Origin of the sequence: Sphingomonas sp. NCPPB 2930, assembly GCF_042867205.1 — a bacterium.
Lineage (GTDB): Bacteria > Pseudomonadota > Alphaproteobacteria > Sphingomonadales > Sphingomonadaceae > Sphingomonas.
Genome location: NZ_JBHZQU010000002.1, coordinates 123,370 through 138,329 on the forward strand (window position 1 = coordinate 123,370; position 14,960 = coordinate 138,329).

The window sequence follows — 14,960 nt, forward strand, 5'->3', positions numbered from 1 at the left end:
GGAATGGTCAGAAGGCGATCTGCGCCCGCCCGATCAGGGTTCGTCCGTGATCCGACGCCCCGGCATTCTGCGCCGGATTGGCGACCGTCCAGTCGATCGCGTTCAGCTGGAGCCGGACGAAATTGTTGAGATACCAGTTGACCCCCAGCGTCAGCGCGGTGCCGCGCCCGGCAGTGGGGTTGTCGCTGTAATCCAGTTCCTCATAGCGGGTGGCCAGCTCGATCGCGCCGCGCCCGCCCGAGGTGAAGGGGCGCAGCACCTTGGGGCGGCTCCATACGCCGCCGCGCGTCAGATAGGGCGGGGTCTCGCCGGTCAGGAACCATCCCGCCTGCACCGCCCAGGCCGACTGGTCGGTCGCGGTGCCCGTGCGGCTTTCGATCCGCCGTCGGCCATATTCGCCATAAGCCCAGAGCGATTTGTGGAACGTCCCCAGTTCCAGGCCATAGCCGATGCCCGACCGCGCGCCGGTGAAGGTGCCCGGCGCGATCCGCAGATTGTCGTTGAAGAAGCCGCCGACCGCGATGCTGCGCGTCGGGCGGCTGGCATCGGCGGCGATGCGCTCGCGAAAGCCCCAGGCGCCCAGATGGACCAGCCAGTCGGCGGTCTTGACCGGGTTCCAGTGCGCCCGCGCGCCGATGGTCAGGCCGTCGCTCTCGGTTCCCGGATTATTGATGTCGTCGCCCGACAGCTGGACCCCGACATGCCAGCCATCGCCATAGACGCGCGCCGCCGCGCCCAGCCCGAAGAAGCCGCGCACCGGGATGATCCCCTGGCCGACGAAGTTGCGCTCCAGAAAGGGGACGGAGATGGTGCCGCTCGACCCGTCCAGCCCGCGATCGTTCAGGCGGTTGCCCAGCGCGAATTCGGTCTGCTGGCCCAGGAAGCGCGTCGTCCAGGCGAGATAGGCGGATTTGATCGCCACGTCATTGTCGGCGAAATCCCCCTCCAGCAGATAGGACAAGTGGCGGCCGATCGATCCCTCGAAACCGACGCGCAGCGAGCGGGCGGTGGTCCCGGTGACGTTGCGCGCGGGCAGGCTGCTGCCGCCGGTGGTGGCCGCGTCCACCAGGATACGGCCGCGCGGGCGGAACGAGAATTTGCCGTCGGCGCTGGTGAATTCGGGCGTCCCCTTCGACCAGTCGACCTGGACCCCCTGTTTCTGCGCCTGCTCGATCCGCGCCAGCCGTGCGTCGAGTGAGGGGGGATGCGCGTCGGAGGGGAGCGACTGGCCCAGCGGCGCGGGCTGGCGGATCTGGGGTCGGGGCGGCGATGGCGAGGCGAGTTGCGGCGGCGCGGCCGGATGGGCGTCGGAGGGCAGGGGCTGACCCAGAGGCGCGGGGCCCGGCGCCGGGTTGGCTGCGGCGGCGACCGCCCTGGGCTCCTGGGCCTCGATCGCGGCCAGCCGGGCCTCCAGCCGCGCGATCTGCGCCTGTTGCTGCTCGACCAGGCGGGTCAGGCGGGCGACATTGTCTGTGGCTTGCGCCGGGGCGTCGGGGGCTTGCGCGGGGGCGGCCTGCGCGGCGACGGGCACGGGCGCGCACAGGCCCATGGCGAGCATGGCGGCTCGGTGCATGACGGACATCCTCTCGGGGTGGGCGAGAGGCTCCGTGGCCGCCGCCTCGATGATCGCGAACGGGGGCCGCCGCGCCGCCGGGGGGCGTGCGGCGGCCGAGGGGTTCAGGGGGCGGTGCGGCGGCTCAGGCGCGATCCGATCAGCAGGGCGAGCATCGAGAGCAGCGCGGCGGCGGCGCACCACGCGCCGGGGATCGCCTTGTCGCCAGTCGCGCCGATCAGCGCGGTGCTGATCGCGGGGGTGAAGCCGCCGAAGATCGCGGTGGCCAGGCTATAGGCCAGGCTGAAGCCGACGGTGCGGACATGCGCCGGGATCGCCTCGGTCAGATAGACGATGAACGCGCCGTTATAGGTGGCATAGATGGCCGCGAGCAGCAACTCGACCGTCAGCAGCCGCCCGAAGCTGGGCGCGGCGACCAGCCAGCCCATCAGCGGATAGGCGAGCAGCGCGCCGAGCAGCGTCGCGGTGATCAGCAAGGGCTTGCGCCCGATCCGGTCGGACAGCGCGCCCATGACGGGGAGCAGGACGAAGTTGGTCACGCCGACGCACGCCGTGACGAACAGCGCGGCCCCCGGCGTCAGCGACAGCACCTTGTTGCCGAAGGTCGGGGTATAGGCGGTGATCATGTAGAAGAAGACGGTCGTCATCACCGCCATCAGTGCCCCCTGCAGCACCACGCCCCAGTTGCCGCCGATGGTCCGCATGATCTGCGACAGCGGCGGATGCTCCTTGCGCTTCAGGAAGACCTCGGTCTCCTCCATGTGGCGGCGGATGACGAACAGGAAGGGGATCATCACGCAGCCGATGATGAACGGAATGCGCCAGCCCCAGGCCTGCATCGTGACGGGATCGAGGCTGGTCGACACGATCAGGCCGATCAGCGCGGCGAAGACCACCGCCGCCTGCTGGCTGGCCGACTGCCACGAACAGAAGAAGCCCTTGCGGTTCGGCGGCGCGATCTCGTTGAGATAGACCGACACGCCGCCGACCTCGACGCCCGCCGACAGGCCCTGGACCAGTCGGCCGATCAGGATGATGACCGGGGCGGCCACGCCGATCTGCGCATAGGTGGGGGTGATCGCGATGGCGAGCGTGCCGAGCGCCATCAGGCCCAGCGTCAGGAGCAGGCCCTGGCGACGCCCATGCCGGTCTATATAGGCGCCCAGCACCAGCGCGCCGACCGGCCGCATCAGAAAGCCCGCGCCGAAGGTCATCAGCGTCAGCATCAGCGAGGCGAAGTCGCTGCCCGTGGGGAAGAACGCCTTGGAGATATAGGTGGCGTAATAGCCGAACACCATGAAGTCGAACATCTCCAGGAAGTTGCCGCTGGCAACGATGAAGATCGACTTGAATGCCGAACGGCGACGCTCGGGCGATATCGGCTCGGCCGCAGCGGGGGCGGCGGCGGGGAAGGGGAGGGATGCGTGGGTGGAGGCGGAGGTCATGGATTGGCCTTTTGCGACGCGGGTTCCAATCCGCTTTCGCGGATGATCGGATAGGCTTTGGGGGAGGCGAGATAGGCGATCAGCGCGCGCGCCTCCGCCTGATGCGGCGAATAGGCGACGACCCCGGCGGAGAAGGGCGTCACCTTTTGCAGCGATTCGGGGATCAGGCCGACGATGCGGATGCCCTTGACCGGCTTCAATTCGCTCAGCTGCTGAAAGCCGATCTCGGCCTGGCCCTCGGCGACGATCCGGCCGACCGGGGTGGCGGGGATCATCCGGCCCTTCGGCCGGACCTGATCGGCGACGCCCAGCCGGTCGAGCAGCGTCGACTGGATATACACGCCCGAGGCGCTGTCCGACCAGGCGACCGATCTGGCGTGGACCAGGGTCGCGCGCAGCGCGTCGGGGGTGGCGATGTCGGGGGCGGGGGCGCCCGCCTTCACCGCCATCGCGATCCGGGACAGGCCCAGGTCGGTGACGGTCCCGCTGGTCACGGTCCCGGCCTGCGCCAGCTTGTCGAGCCCGCTGCGCGCGAGGATCACGACATCGGCATCCTCGTGCCGCGCCAGCCGGTTGGGGATCGCCTGGGGCGTGTCGCCCATCGAGGGGCCGTGCTCGGTGACGATATGGACGCCGGTGTCGCGCTCATATTTCGCCGCCAGCGCCTGGAAGGCGGCGGTGAAGCCTCCCGAGGTCACGACATGGAGTTCGCGGACCGTGGCGGCTTTGGTCTCGCGCGCGGCGGCGGGCTGGCCCAGCGTGCCCAGGCCCAGCAGCAGCGCGAGGCCCAGCGCGCCGCGCCGGGGCATCACGGTTCCTAACCTTGCAAATGGCGCTTTCATCATACCTCTCTCGGTCGGGCCCGCTCGGTTGCGGGTTCTTGTTGCGCGGCAGAGGCTTGAGCCATCATGCCTTACCCGGCACTAGGCATCAGGAGCGGTGCTTCGATCAAATGCAATGATCGGTCCGCTTGATGCGTTTTGCGCATATATCGGGAGTGGGTCGACCTTGCGCGCCTTGCGGCACCTCTATGTCCAGATGCTGATCGGCATATTTGCGGGGACCGTGATCGGCGTCCTGGCCCCGGCCTTCGGGCGCGATCTGGGGCCGCTGGGCATCGCCTTCGTCAAGGCGATGCGGATGATGGTGCCGCCGGTGCTGTTCTGCACCATCGTCGAGGGGATCGTGCGGCACGGCGCCGCGCGCGACACCGGTGCTACGGTGCTGCGCAGCCTGATCGTCTTTCTAGGCATCACGGTCGCCGCGCTCGCCATCGGATTGGGCGTCGCGGCGCTGATGCAGCCGGGACGCGGCCTGCCGCTGCCGCCTTATGGCGAGGCGATGGCCGAGGTGGAGCGCCAGCTGGCCGGGCACCATATCACGGGGGCGGGAGATTTCCTGGTCCGCATCGTGCCCGACACGCTGTTTTCCGCCTTTACCGCCGGGGACGTCCTGCCCGTGCTGTTCGTCGCCGGGCTGGTCGGTTTCGGCTTGCTGCGCATCGGCGAGGCGGGCGCGCCGATCGTCCGCGCGGTCGAGGCGTTGACCCGGCTGCAATTCGCGATCTTCGGCTTTCTGATCCGCGCCGCGCCGGTGGGGGCGTTCGGCGCGATCGCGTACACGGTCGGGACGTATGGTGTCGGCTTCATCGGCTCGCTGGGGCTGCTGGTCGCGACGCTGGCGCTGGCCTGCGCCCTGTTGATCGCCGGGCTGGCGGTGATGGTATGGCTGACCACCGGCCTGGGCGGCGGCGCGTTGCTGCGGGTGTTCCGCGACGAGATCCTGATCGTCCTCGGCACCTCCTCGACCGAGGTGGTGTTGCCGCGCCTGATCCAGAAGCTGGAAGCGCTGGGCTGCCCGCGCAGCGTGGCGGGCCTGACCGTGCCGCTGGGCTATTCGCTCAACCTGGCGGGGACGGCGGTCTATCTGGTCGTCGCGACGCTGTTCCTGGGCGAGGCGCTGGGGATCGCGCTGACCCCGACGCGAGTGGCGGTCTATCTGGGCGTCATGCTGGTCACGTCGAAGGCGGCGGCGGGGGTGACGGGCAGCGGCTTTTCGGCCCTGCTCCTTACCCTGTCGCTGTTGCCCGATATTCCGGTCGGGGCGGCGGCCATGCTGATCGCGGTCGACCGCTTCCTGTCCGAACTCCGCGCGCTGACCAGCGCCACCGCCAATGTCTCGGCGTCGCTACTCGTCGCGCGCTGGGGCGGGGCGCGGCTGGGCCTGCCGATTGGCCCAGGCGTCGGTGAGCAGCCCCATCAGCCGACCGGCGGCGGGTGACAGGGTGGCGGAGCCGCGCCGCAGCACGCCGATGGTGCGCGTCACCGTCGCCCCGCGCAACGGCCGCCACAACAGGTCGCGCGCATCCGGCCCCTCGCACGCCAGGCGGGGCAGGACCGAGGGGCCCAGCCCCGCCTGCACCAGCGCCAGCGCCGAGGTGAGCCGCGTCACCTCATAGAACCAGCGCAGCTCGATCCCCGCGCGGGCCAGCCCGGCGTCGAGCGCGGTGCGGTTGCCGCTGCCCGGATGCACCGTGACCAGCCGCAGCCCGGCCAGGTCGCTCCACGCCGGATCGACGAGTTCGGCCAGCGGATCGTCGGCGCGACAGACCAGCCCATAAGGGTCGTCGGTCAGCGGCTCATAGGTCAGGTCGCTGTCCGCCGAGACGGGCAGGGTAATGGCGAACTCCGCCTCGCCGGTCCGTACCGCCTCGGCGCATTCGGTGGCGGTCAGGTCGAGCACGCGCACCCGCACATTGCGATAGTCGCGGCCCAGCGCCTCCAGCACGTCAGGCAGGAACCGCACCGTCGCGCTGGGGATGCTGGCGACGGTCAGCCGCCCCGCCTGCCGCTCGCCCAGCGCCATCATGCCGAGCATCGATTCGTCCAGCTCGCCCAGAAGCCGACGGAGCAGCGGCACGATCTCCTGCCCCGCCGGGGTCAGGCGGACCGTCCGCGTGGTCCGCTCCAGCAGGGGGGTGCCGATGGTGGCCTCCAGCTTCTGGACCCGGCGGCTGATCGCGGGTTGCGACAGGTTCAGCTGGCGGGCGGCATGCAGGAAGCTCCTGCCGTCCGCGATCGCCACGAACACCCTTATGTCCAGAAGCTCGAAATTCAGAGAGGCCATGGCCGACGATAGCAGGGGCGGCGGCGACTAGGCCAGTCGGCCCCCGCGCCCCTGCCTCCGCCCCCGCCGTCCCTCCTCACGGGATCAGCCGCTCGCGGCGCAGCTGGGCGAAGAGCGCGAAGAAGGCGTCGTCGGTCGGCTGATAACAGGTGAAGCCCAGCCGTCGGCTCTTGCTCATATCCGTCACCACCTCGATCGGGCGGCCGAGATCGGCGTCGCTATGCCAGGGCGAGGCGAGCCGCGCGATGTCCGCCTCGACCAGCTTCTCGCGTTCGGCGATGTCGCGCCATGTCTCGGCGGAGTTGGCCATCTGCTGCTCCAGCGGCCGGACGGTGCCGTCGAACGGGGCGGCCTCGACCCCGAACCAGTCGGCGATGCGGCTCCACATCCATTGCCAGCGAAAGACGTCGCCGTTCACCACGTTGAACGCCTGGTCGTGCGCCGCCTCGGTCTCGGTCGCCCAGAGCAGGTGACGCGCCAGCTGCCCCGCATCGGTCATGTCGGTCAGCCCCGACCATTGCGCCGCCGATCCGGGAAAGACCATCGGCCGCCCCGTCTCGCGGCACAGCGTCGCATAGACAGCCAGCGTCGTGCCCATGTTCATCGCATTGCCGACCGCGCGCCCGATCACGGTGTGCGGCCGATGGACGCTCCAGGTGAAGCCGTCGCGCGCGGCCGCCGCGAAGACCTCGTCCTCCTGGGCATAATAGAAATTCTCGACGTCGAGCCGACCCTGCTCCTCGCGAAACGGAGTCTGGGGCAGTGTGCCCTTCCCATAGGCCTCGAACGGGCCGAGATAATGTTTCAGCCCGGTGACCAGCGCGACGTGGCGCGGGCCGGTCGGTCTGGCGAGGCCGGACAGAAGGTTGCGGACCATTGCCGCATTGACCCGGATATTCTCCGCCTCGCTGTCCTGGCGCAGCCATGTCGTGATGAACACCGCATCGGGGTTCACGTCGCGCAGCGCGGCGGCGGTCGCCTCCGCATCCTGCAGGTCGGCCGCGACCGGCGCCACGCCCGGTTGCGCCACGGGACGCCGTGCGAGACCATAGACCGTCCAGCCCCGTTCCACGAGCAGCGTCGCGGTCGCACCGCCGACGATCCCGCTTGCGCCTACTACCAATGCCGTCTTCGTCATCCACGCCTCCTTGTCGCTGCCCCAGCTAGGCATGGCCTTGCGCGGCTTCCAGACGGCACCATCTGGGCCCCCAGGCACGGAAAGGTAACCATATGCAGCCCGGAACACCCGACGAGGAATGGCGCGAGGATTGCGCGCCCCGCCGCGTGCTGGAGCTGTTCGCCACCAAATGGACCAGCATGGTGCTCCACACGCTGCACGCGCGTCATGGCGGCGTCGCCCGCACCGGGGTGCTCCAGCGCAGCCTGCCGGGCATCTCGAAGAAGATGCTGACCCAGACGGTGCGCGACATGGAGGGAAGCGGCCTCATCAGCCGCCATGTGCGCAGCGCCATGCCGCCCGAGGTCGAATATCGCCTGACCGATCTCGGCCGACGCTTCGTTGAGCCGGTCGAACTCCTCTATGGCTGGGGGCGCGACAATGCCGACGCGCTGGACCAGCTGGCGCCGCGCCCGCATTCCCGCCGCGCCTAGACCATGGGGACATGGGATCGCGGCACGCCTCGCCTGATGGGGAGGGGCCTGCGTCGATCCAACGCAATATCGTGGTGACCCAGCCGGTTGGCCGGGCCGCATGTGCCGTTAACCAGGCATGTTAACCTCTAAATTTGTAGCCAAATTTAACATATGATTATAGCGCGTGCGTCCTGGAGGGACCGATGCGCTTTCTGACCTGTCTGACGCATGATCATGATCTGCGACTGGTGTTGCTCGCCGCGATATTCTGCCTGACCGGCTCGGCGATCACGATAAGGCTCCTTCAGCGTCTGCGCGCCGCCGACCCCGGCACCCGGCTGGCCTGGACGTTCATGGGGGGCGTATCCACCGGCGCGACGATCTGGTGCACCCATTTCATCGCCATGATCGCCTATCAGCCGGGCGTGACGGTGGTCTACGACCCGTTGCTGACCGGAGTGTCGCTGCTGATCGCGATCGTCGGCAGCTCGATCGCGCTGGACGTGGCGGTGCGGCGCGGGGCCTTCGCGCCGATGCTGGGCGGTGCGCTGTTCGGACTGGCGGTCACCGCCATGCACTATACCGGCATGACGGCCTTCGCCGCGCGCGGGCTGGTGTCATGGTCGAGCGCCTATGTGGCGGCCTCGGTCCTGTTCTCGGTCCTGTTCGGCGCGCTGGCGTTCGGCCGCGCGCTGTCGACGGGCAAGCGGGACACGCTGTGGCCCGCGACCACGCTGATGGTGACGAGCATCGTCCTGCTCCACTTCACCGGCATGGCGGCGCTGGCGATCGTCCCGGTCGAACCGGGGCTCGGCCAGCCCGACAGCCAGGGCGCGACGATGATCATGGCCTGGGCGGTCGCGGTGGTGGGGATGCTGGTGCTCGGCACCGGCTTTGCCACCTATGTCCTCGACATATCGGCCCGTGTCGCCTCGCAGCGTCGGCTGGAACAGGTGATGGAGGGCAGCGTCGATGCCATGATCGTCGAGAGCGACGGCGTCATCATCGAGGCGAACCACGCATTCGCCGATCTGCTGGGCATCGACGGCGGCGAGGTGCCGGGCCAGTCGCTCGGCCGCTGGGTCTCGGACATCGCATCGATCCAGCCGGGCGTGCTGACCCAGCGCAATATCGAGGCCGCCGACGGCTCCGCCATACCGATCGAGATCGCCTTGCGGGTCGACCGCGACCATGGCAGCTCGTACATGATCTATGCGCTTCGCGACGTGCGCCAGCGGCTGGCGCAGGAGCGGCGCATCGCGCATCTGGCGCGCAACGACGGCCTGACCGGCCTGCCCAACCGCGCCTCGTTCCTGGAATGGTCGCATCGTCAGACCGCGGCCGACGGACCGGGACGCCGCCTGGCGCTGCTGTCGATCGATCTCGACCGGTTCAAGGACGTCAACGACACGCACGGCCATGCGGCGGGCGACCATCTGCTGACCACCATCGGGACGCGGATGAAGCAGATGGCGCGCCCCGGTGAGTTCCTGGCCCGGCTGGGCGGGGACGAGTTTGTGGCGCTGACCCCCATCGAGGATCATGAGGATGCGATCGACCTGATCGACCGCCTGCGCGGCGCCATCACCCGGCCGGTCGACTATGACCGCTCGTCGCTGAGCTGCGGCATGAGCGTGGGCGTCGCGCTGTGGCCGCAGGACGCCGACGAGATATCGGCGCTGATCAACAATGCCGATCTGGCCATGTACCGCGCCAAGTCGAGCATCGCGACCGACTTCTGCTTTTACGAAGAGGATATGGATCAGGCGGTCCGGGCCCGTCGGCGCATCGCCACCGAGCTGCGCGACGCGCTGGACCAGGAACAATTCGCGATCCACTGGCAGGTCCAGGCCTCGGTCGAGACGGGCGAGACCACCGGCTATGAGGCGCTGCTGCGCTGGACCAAGCCCGACGGCACCAGCGTATCGCCGTTCGAGTTCATCGCGATCGCCGAGCAGACCGGGCTGATCCTGCCGATCGGCGAATGGGTCCTGCGGCGCGCCTGCCGGGAGGCGGCGGCCTGGCCGGTCCCCTGGAAGATCGCGGTGAACCTGTCGCCGGTCCAGCTCGGCCATGTCGACCTGCCCCGGCTGGTCCATCAGATCCTGATCGAAACCGGTATGTCGCCCGCGCGGCTGGAACTGGAGATCACCGAGTCCGCGATGATCGCCGACCCCGAGCGGACCACGCATGTCCTGCGCCAGTTGAAGGCGCTCGGCGTGTCGATCGCGATGGACGATTTCGGCACCGGCTATTCGTCGCTGTCGACGCTGCGGTCCTTTCCCTTCGACAAGATCAAGCTCGACCGCTCGTTCATGAGCGAACTGGACTTCGCCCCGCAATCGGCGGCGATCATCCGCGCGGTGCTGGCGCTGGGCGAAAGCCTGTCGATCCCGATCCTGGCCGAAGGCGTGGAAACCGCCTCGCAGCTCGACTTCCTCCGGGCCGAGGGGTGCAACGAAGCGCAAGGCTATTTGCTGGGCCGTCCCGGCCTGATCGTCACGGACGGACGGGCGGAGGCCGCCGGACACGCCGCCTAGCGCGGATCACCAGTCCTGCGCCATGCCGGGTATGCGCTCGACCAGGAAGTCGATCCAGGCGCGGACGCGGGCGGACAGGCGGCGGCGGCTGTGCGTCACCGAATGGACCGCGCCCAGCGCCATGTAATCGGCATCGAGCGTCACCTCGACCAGTTCGCCCCGGCGGATCGCGTCGGCGGCGATGAAACGGGGGCCATAGACCAGTCCCTGTCCCGCGATCGCCGCGCGGACCAGCGCCTCGCCGTTATTGGCGTGCAGCGATCCCCGGACGGGCACCAGGCGGCTGCCGTCGCGGCCAAAGCCCCACATCGTCGCGCCCGGCTGGGACATCAGCGTATAGCCCAGGCAGTCATGGTCGCGCAGATCGTCCAGGGTGCGCGGCAGGCCCCGTTCGGCCAGATAGGCGGGGGCGGCGCAGATGGCGAGGCGGACGGGCGCCAGGCGGCGCGCGACCAGCGCACTGTCGCTCAGCCGACCGATGCGGATCGCCATGTCCCATCGCTCCTCCAGCAGGTCGACATAGCGGTCGTCCAGCCCCAGCTCGATCGTGACGCCGGGATGGCGACGATGGAATTCGGCGGCCAGCCCGGCGACATGCATCACGCCGAAGGTCGCGGGCGCGCTGACGCGGAGCAGCCCCTCGACCGCGCGCGATTGGGCCGAGGCATCGGCATCGGCTTCGGCGATTTCGGCCAGCACCCGCTCGGCGCGGTCGAGATAGGCCGCCCCCGCATCGGTCAGCGCCAGCCGCCGCGTCGAACGCTGGACCAGCAGGGTGCCGAGCCGCGCCTCCAGCGCGTCGAGATGCCGTGCCGCCATGGTCGGCGACATGCCCATCGCCCGCCCGGCGGCGGACAGTCCGCCCAGCCGGATCGCGCGGACGAACACCTCCATGCCGGTCAGTCGGTCCGCCATTTGATACTCCTGGTTGAAGGTCATTCTATCAGAACGTCGATTATCACGGATGCGGGGCCATTCCATATCGGTCGGCGAAAGGATGTCCCATGCGTCAACCCAGCCTCTTCATTCCCCATGGCGGCGGTCCCTGCTTCTTCATGGACGACCCGCGCGGCATCTGGACCGGGATGGGCGCGTTCCTGCGGGCATTGCCGGGCACGTTGCCCGAGCGGCCGCGCGCGGTGTTGGTCGTGTCGGGGCATTGGGAGACCGACGGCTTCGCCTTCACCGGCGCCGAGCGGCCCGCGCTGATCTATGACTATTATGGTTTTCCGGCGCACACCTATGCGCTGCGCTACGACGCGCCGGGTGCTCCGGCGGTGGCGGCACGGGCTGCCACGTTGCTGCGCGAGGCGGGGCTGGTCGCTTCGGTCGATCCGAGCCGTGGCCTCGATCACGGCGTCTTCGTACCGATGAAGGTGGCGTGGCCCGAGGCGGAGATTCCGGTCGTCGTGATGTCGGTGGATCGCGGGCTCGATCCCGAACGGCATGTCGCGGCGGGCCGGGCGCTGGCGGCCTTGCGCGACGAGGGCGTGCTGATCCTGGCGTCGGGCATGAGCTTTCACAATCTGCGCCTGTTCGGCAGCCCGCGCGCCGCCGAGCCGAGTGCGGCCTTCGACGCCTGGCTGACCCATGCGGCGACGCAAACCGGCGCGGCGCGGGCCGAGGCGCTGATCCGCTGGGAAACCGCCCCGGCCGCACGGCTGGCCCATCCCCAGGCCGAGCATCTCCTGCCGCTGATGGTCGCCGCCGGGGCGGCCGAGGGCGCGGGCGAGCGCATCTATTCGGAGACTGTCGCGGGTGCGGCGATCTCCGCCTTCCGATTCCATTGATCACGCACAAGGAGCGAATGTCATGACCATTGCCGTTACCGGCGCCACCGGCCAGCTCGGCCGCCTCGTCATCCGGCACCTGAAGGCCATCGGCACCGCCGAGCCGATCGTCGCGCTCGCCCGCTCTCCCGACAAGGCCGCCGATCTGGGCGTGGAGGCGCGGGCCTTCGACTATGCGCAGGCCGACCGGCTCGCCCCGGCGCTCGCGGGTGTCGACACGCTGCTGCTGATCTCGTCGAGCGAGGTGGGTCAGCGGGTGGCGCAGCATCGCGCCGTGATCGCGGCGGCGGTCCAGGCCGGGGTGGGGCGGATCGTCTATACCAGCCTTCTCCACGCCGACCGCTCGCCGCTCGACCTGGCGGCCGAGCATCTGGCGACCGAGGCCGCGCTGGCCGAGGCGGGCATCCCCGCGACGATCCTGCGCAACGGCTGGTATAGCGAGAATTACACCGGCTCGCTCCCCGGCACGCTGGCGGCCGGGGCGCTGATCGGCAGCGCGGGCGACGCGAAGATCTCCTCCGCCGCGCGTGCCGATTATGCCGAGGCGGCGGCCATCGTGCTGACCGATGCGGCGCAGGCGGGCCGGACCTATGAACTGGCGGGCGACACCGCCTGGACCTTGCCGGACCTGGCGGCGGAACTCTCGCACCAGACCCGCCGGGATATCGCGTACCGGGACATGCCCGCCGCCGATTATGCCGCCGCGCTGACCGGCTTTGGACTGCCCGAAGGACTGGCGCACGCGATCGCGGGGTGGGATGTCGCCGCCTCGCAAGGCGCGCTGTTCGATGACGGGCGCCAGCTGTCGCGCCTGATCGGCCGCCCGACCACCCCGCTGGCCGAGACGGTGAAAGCCGCCATCGCCTGACCTTCCCTGCCGGGGCGTCGTGCACAGGCGCTCCGGCCCATTATGAAAGATTGCGCCATGTCCGTCTGGGCTCCCCGCATCCTCAGCCTCCTGCGCATCGTCGCCGCGCTGCTCTTCATGGAGCATGGGGTGATGAAGCTGTTCCATTTCCCAATCCCCCAGCCCGGCGTGCCCGATCCGCTGCCGACCCTGCTCGTCGTCGCGGCGGTGCTGGAGATCGGGCTCGGTATCCTGCTGACCCTCGGCCTGTTCACGCGGATCGCGGCCTTCATCGCCTCGGGCGAGATGGCGGTCGCCTATTTCACCGCGCACCTTCCCTCCAGCATCTGGCCCGGCGTCAATGGCGGCAGCGAGGCGATCCTCTATTGCTTCGTCTTCTTCTACCTGGCCTTTGTCGGCGGCGGCGCGTGGAGCATCGATGCCCGCCGCCGCCAGCCGTCATAGCGGGGGACGCCATTTCCCCTTTTGGCGCGGACAGGGCATGATGGCGGGGATATGCCAGATCGCGAGGGACCGATGCCCCAGCCCATGCCCAGATTGCAGGTGAGCCCCGAACTGCTCCAGGCGACCATGGACGCCTCGACCGACATGATCCAGGTGTTCGAGGCGATCCGTGACGAAGCGGGGCGGATCGTCGATTTCCGCTGGGTGCTCAACAACCACACCTCGGAAAGCAAATATGGCGAGGTACGGGGCGAGAGCCTGCTCGAGCGCAATCCGGGCGTCGTGCAGGAGGGCATCTTCGACACCTTCTGCCGCGTCACCGAAACCGGCGTGGCCGAACAGGATGAACGCTATTACGCGCATGAGCAGTTCGACGGCTGGTTCTTCCAGACGGTGGTGAAACTGGGCGACGGCATCGCCACCACGACCCGCGACATCACCGAATGGAAACGCTCGCAGGCGGAGATCGTGCGGCTTCGCGAGGAGGTCGTGCAGATCAAGCTGGCCGAGACCGAGGGACAGCTCGCGGCGATCTTCGCCACCGCGCCGGTCGGGCTGTCGGTCATCACCTCGGACGGGTGTTTCGTCCGGGTGAACGAGGAATTGTGCCGGATATTGGGCCGACCGCGCGAGGACGTGCTGGCGCTGAACGTCGCCGAGGTCACCCATCCCGACTATCTCGCGCCCAGCCTGAAGGCGATTGCCAACGCGGCCGAAACCGGAATGCCGAGCAGCCTCGACAAACGCTATTGCCGCCCCGACGGAACGGAAGTGTGGGCGAGCAGCATCATATCGCTGCTGCCCGACAGCGGCGGGCACGGGAATCGCTTCCTCGTCGTCACCACCGACCTGACCGAGCGGCGACGGGCCGACCAGGAACTGCGCAAGAGCGAGGCGCTGCAACGCGTGCTGATCGCCGAGTTGCAGCATCGGACCAGCAACCTGATGGGGATCGTCCGGTCGATCGCGGACCACAGCACGCGCACCAGCCGCGACCTGCCCGAATTCCGCGCCCATTTCGACGATCGGCTGGCGGCGCTGTCGCGGGTGCAGGCGATGCTGTCGCGACTGGGGGAGCATGACCGCGTCGCGTTCGACGACCTGATCCGCACCGAACTGATGGCGATGGACGGCGGCGCGGATCGCGTCACGCTGGAGGGCCCGGCGGGTGTGCGGCTCCGCTCCTCGACCGTCCATACGCTGGCCATGGCGCTGCACGAACTGGCGACCAATGCCGTCAAATATGGCGCGCTGCGTCAGTCGGGCGGCCATTTGGCGATCCGCTGGTCGCTGCGCCCCGGCGGGACCGAGGGCAAGCCGTGGCTGCATATCGACTGGCGCGAAAGCGGGGTCGACATGGCGCCGGCGGGCACCTGGCCCGGCAGGGGGCAGGGCCGCGAGCTGATCGAACGCGCGCTGCCCTATCAGCTGGGCGCCAGGACCACCTATGAGCTGGGGGCCGAAGGGGTCCATTGCACGATCGCCATTCCCGTCTCCAGCACGCTCGATGTCGAGGAGTCGTTGGGGGCGGACGCCGTCTGACCGGCTGTCACATCACCGACGCGGATATGTCATAAAAGA

General features: G+C 69.1%; 13 protein-coding genes. 7 read left to right on the forward strand and 6 right to left on the reverse strand.

Annotated elements, in window-relative coordinates; translation table 11 throughout:
• Positions 1-7: 7 nt before the first annotated feature.
• The 3 genes from ACFX59_RS03910 to ACFX59_RS03920 form a co-directional block, all read right to left on the reverse strand.
• The gene (locus tag ACFX59_RS03910; protein ID WP_387429846.1) at positions 8-1,573 is read right to left on the reverse strand and encodes an OprO/OprP family phosphate-selective porin; all 1,566 of its coding nucleotides are present in this window, start codon (positions 1,571-1,573) and stop codon (positions 8-10) included.
• 104 nt (positions 1,574-1,677) lie between these two features.
• The gene (locus tag ACFX59_RS03915) at positions 1,678-3,018 is read right to left on the reverse strand and encodes an MFS transporter (protein WP_387429849.1); all 1,341 of its coding nucleotides are present in this window, start codon (positions 3,016-3,018) and stop codon (positions 1,678-1,680) included.
• On the reverse strand, positions 3,015-3,827 hold the full coding sequence (locus tag ACFX59_RS03920; RefSeq protein ID WP_387429852.1) for a substrate-binding domain-containing protein: 813 nt from the start codon (positions 3,825-3,827) through the stop codon (positions 3,015-3,017). The genes ACFX59_RS03915 and ACFX59_RS03920 overlap by 4 nt, the downstream gene beginning before the upstream one ends.
• A gap of 199 nt (positions 3,828-4,026) precedes the next feature.
• On the opposite strand from ACFX59_RS03920, the gene ACFX59_RS03925 reads away from it, so the two are divergent.
• The gene (locus tag ACFX59_RS03925; protein ID WP_387429854.1) at positions 4,027-5,298 is read left to right on the forward strand and encodes a cation:dicarboxylate symporter family transporter; all 1,272 of its coding nucleotides are present in this window, start codon (positions 4,027-4,029) and stop codon (positions 5,296-5,298) included.
• On the opposite strand, the gene ACFX59_RS03930 is transcribed toward ACFX59_RS03925, so the two are convergent.
• Both ACFX59_RS03930 and ACFX59_RS03935 read right to left on the reverse strand, forming a co-directional pair.
• Positions 5,206-6,144, reverse strand: coding sequence for a LysR family transcriptional regulator (locus tag ACFX59_RS03930; protein WP_309693523.1), 939 nt, complete (start codon positions 6,142-6,144; stop codon positions 5,206-5,208). The genes ACFX59_RS03925 and ACFX59_RS03930 overlap by 93 nt on opposite strands.
• Before the next feature lie 76 nt (positions 6,145-6,220).
• Positions 6,221-7,282 (reverse strand): SDR family oxidoreductase, encoded by a 1,062-nt coding sequence (locus ACFX59_RS03935; protein ID WP_387429858.1) that lies wholly within the window; start codon positions 7,280-7,282, stop codon positions 6,221-6,223.
• Between the two features lie 92 nt (positions 7,283-7,374).
• Here ACFX59_RS03935 and ACFX59_RS03940 point away from each other — a divergent pair, with 92 nt between their 5' ends.
• Both ACFX59_RS03940 and ACFX59_RS03945 read left to right on the forward strand, forming a co-directional pair.
• Positions 7,375-7,755 carry a helix-turn-helix domain-containing protein gene (locus ACFX59_RS03940; protein WP_309698701.1) on the forward strand — a complete coding sequence of 127 codons (381 nt, stop codon included), beginning with the start codon at positions 7,375-7,377 and terminating at the stop codon, positions 7,753-7,755.
• Between the two features lie 185 nt (positions 7,756-7,940).
• Positions 7,941-10,277: an EAL domain-containing protein gene (locus ACFX59_RS03945; RefSeq protein WP_387429862.1), complete on the forward strand. Its 2,337-nt coding sequence runs from the start codon at positions 7,941-7,943 to the stop codon at positions 10,275-10,277.
• A 6-nt stretch (positions 10,278-10,283) separates the two neighbouring features.
• Here ACFX59_RS03945 and ACFX59_RS03950 read toward each other — a convergent pair whose 3' ends face one another.
• The gene (locus ACFX59_RS03950; protein ID WP_387429865.1) at positions 10,284-11,192 is read right to left on the reverse strand and encodes a LysR family transcriptional regulator; all 909 of its coding nucleotides are present in this window, start codon (positions 11,190-11,192) and stop codon (positions 10,284-10,286) included.
• Between the two features lie 89 nt (positions 11,193-11,281).
• Here ACFX59_RS03950 and ACFX59_RS03955 point away from each other — a divergent pair, with 89 nt between their 5' ends.
• From ACFX59_RS03955 to ACFX59_RS03970, 4 genes are all read left to right on the forward strand, one after another.
• Positions 11,282-12,067, forward strand: coding sequence for a DODA-type extradiol aromatic ring-opening family dioxygenase (locus ACFX59_RS03955; protein WP_387429868.1), 786 nt, complete (start codon positions 11,282-11,284; stop codon positions 12,065-12,067).
• 22 nt (positions 12,068-12,089) lie between these two features.
• Positions 12,090-12,935, forward strand: coding sequence for an SDR family oxidoreductase (locus ACFX59_RS03960; RefSeq protein ID WP_387429871.1), 846 nt, complete (start codon positions 12,090-12,092; stop codon positions 12,933-12,935).
• Positions 12,936-12,992: 57 nt separating this feature from the next.
• Positions 12,993-13,379 (forward strand): DoxX family protein, encoded by a 387-nt coding sequence (locus tag ACFX59_RS03965; RefSeq protein ID WP_373424693.1) that lies wholly within the window; start codon positions 12,993-12,995, stop codon positions 13,377-13,379.
• A 72-nt stretch (positions 13,380-13,451) separates the two neighbouring features.
• Entirely contained in the window at positions 13,452-14,921 is a 1,470-nt protein-coding gene (locus tag ACFX59_RS03970; RefSeq protein ID WP_387429874.1) for a sensor histidine kinase, read from the forward strand.
• Positions 14,922-14,960 lie beyond the last annotated feature (39 nt).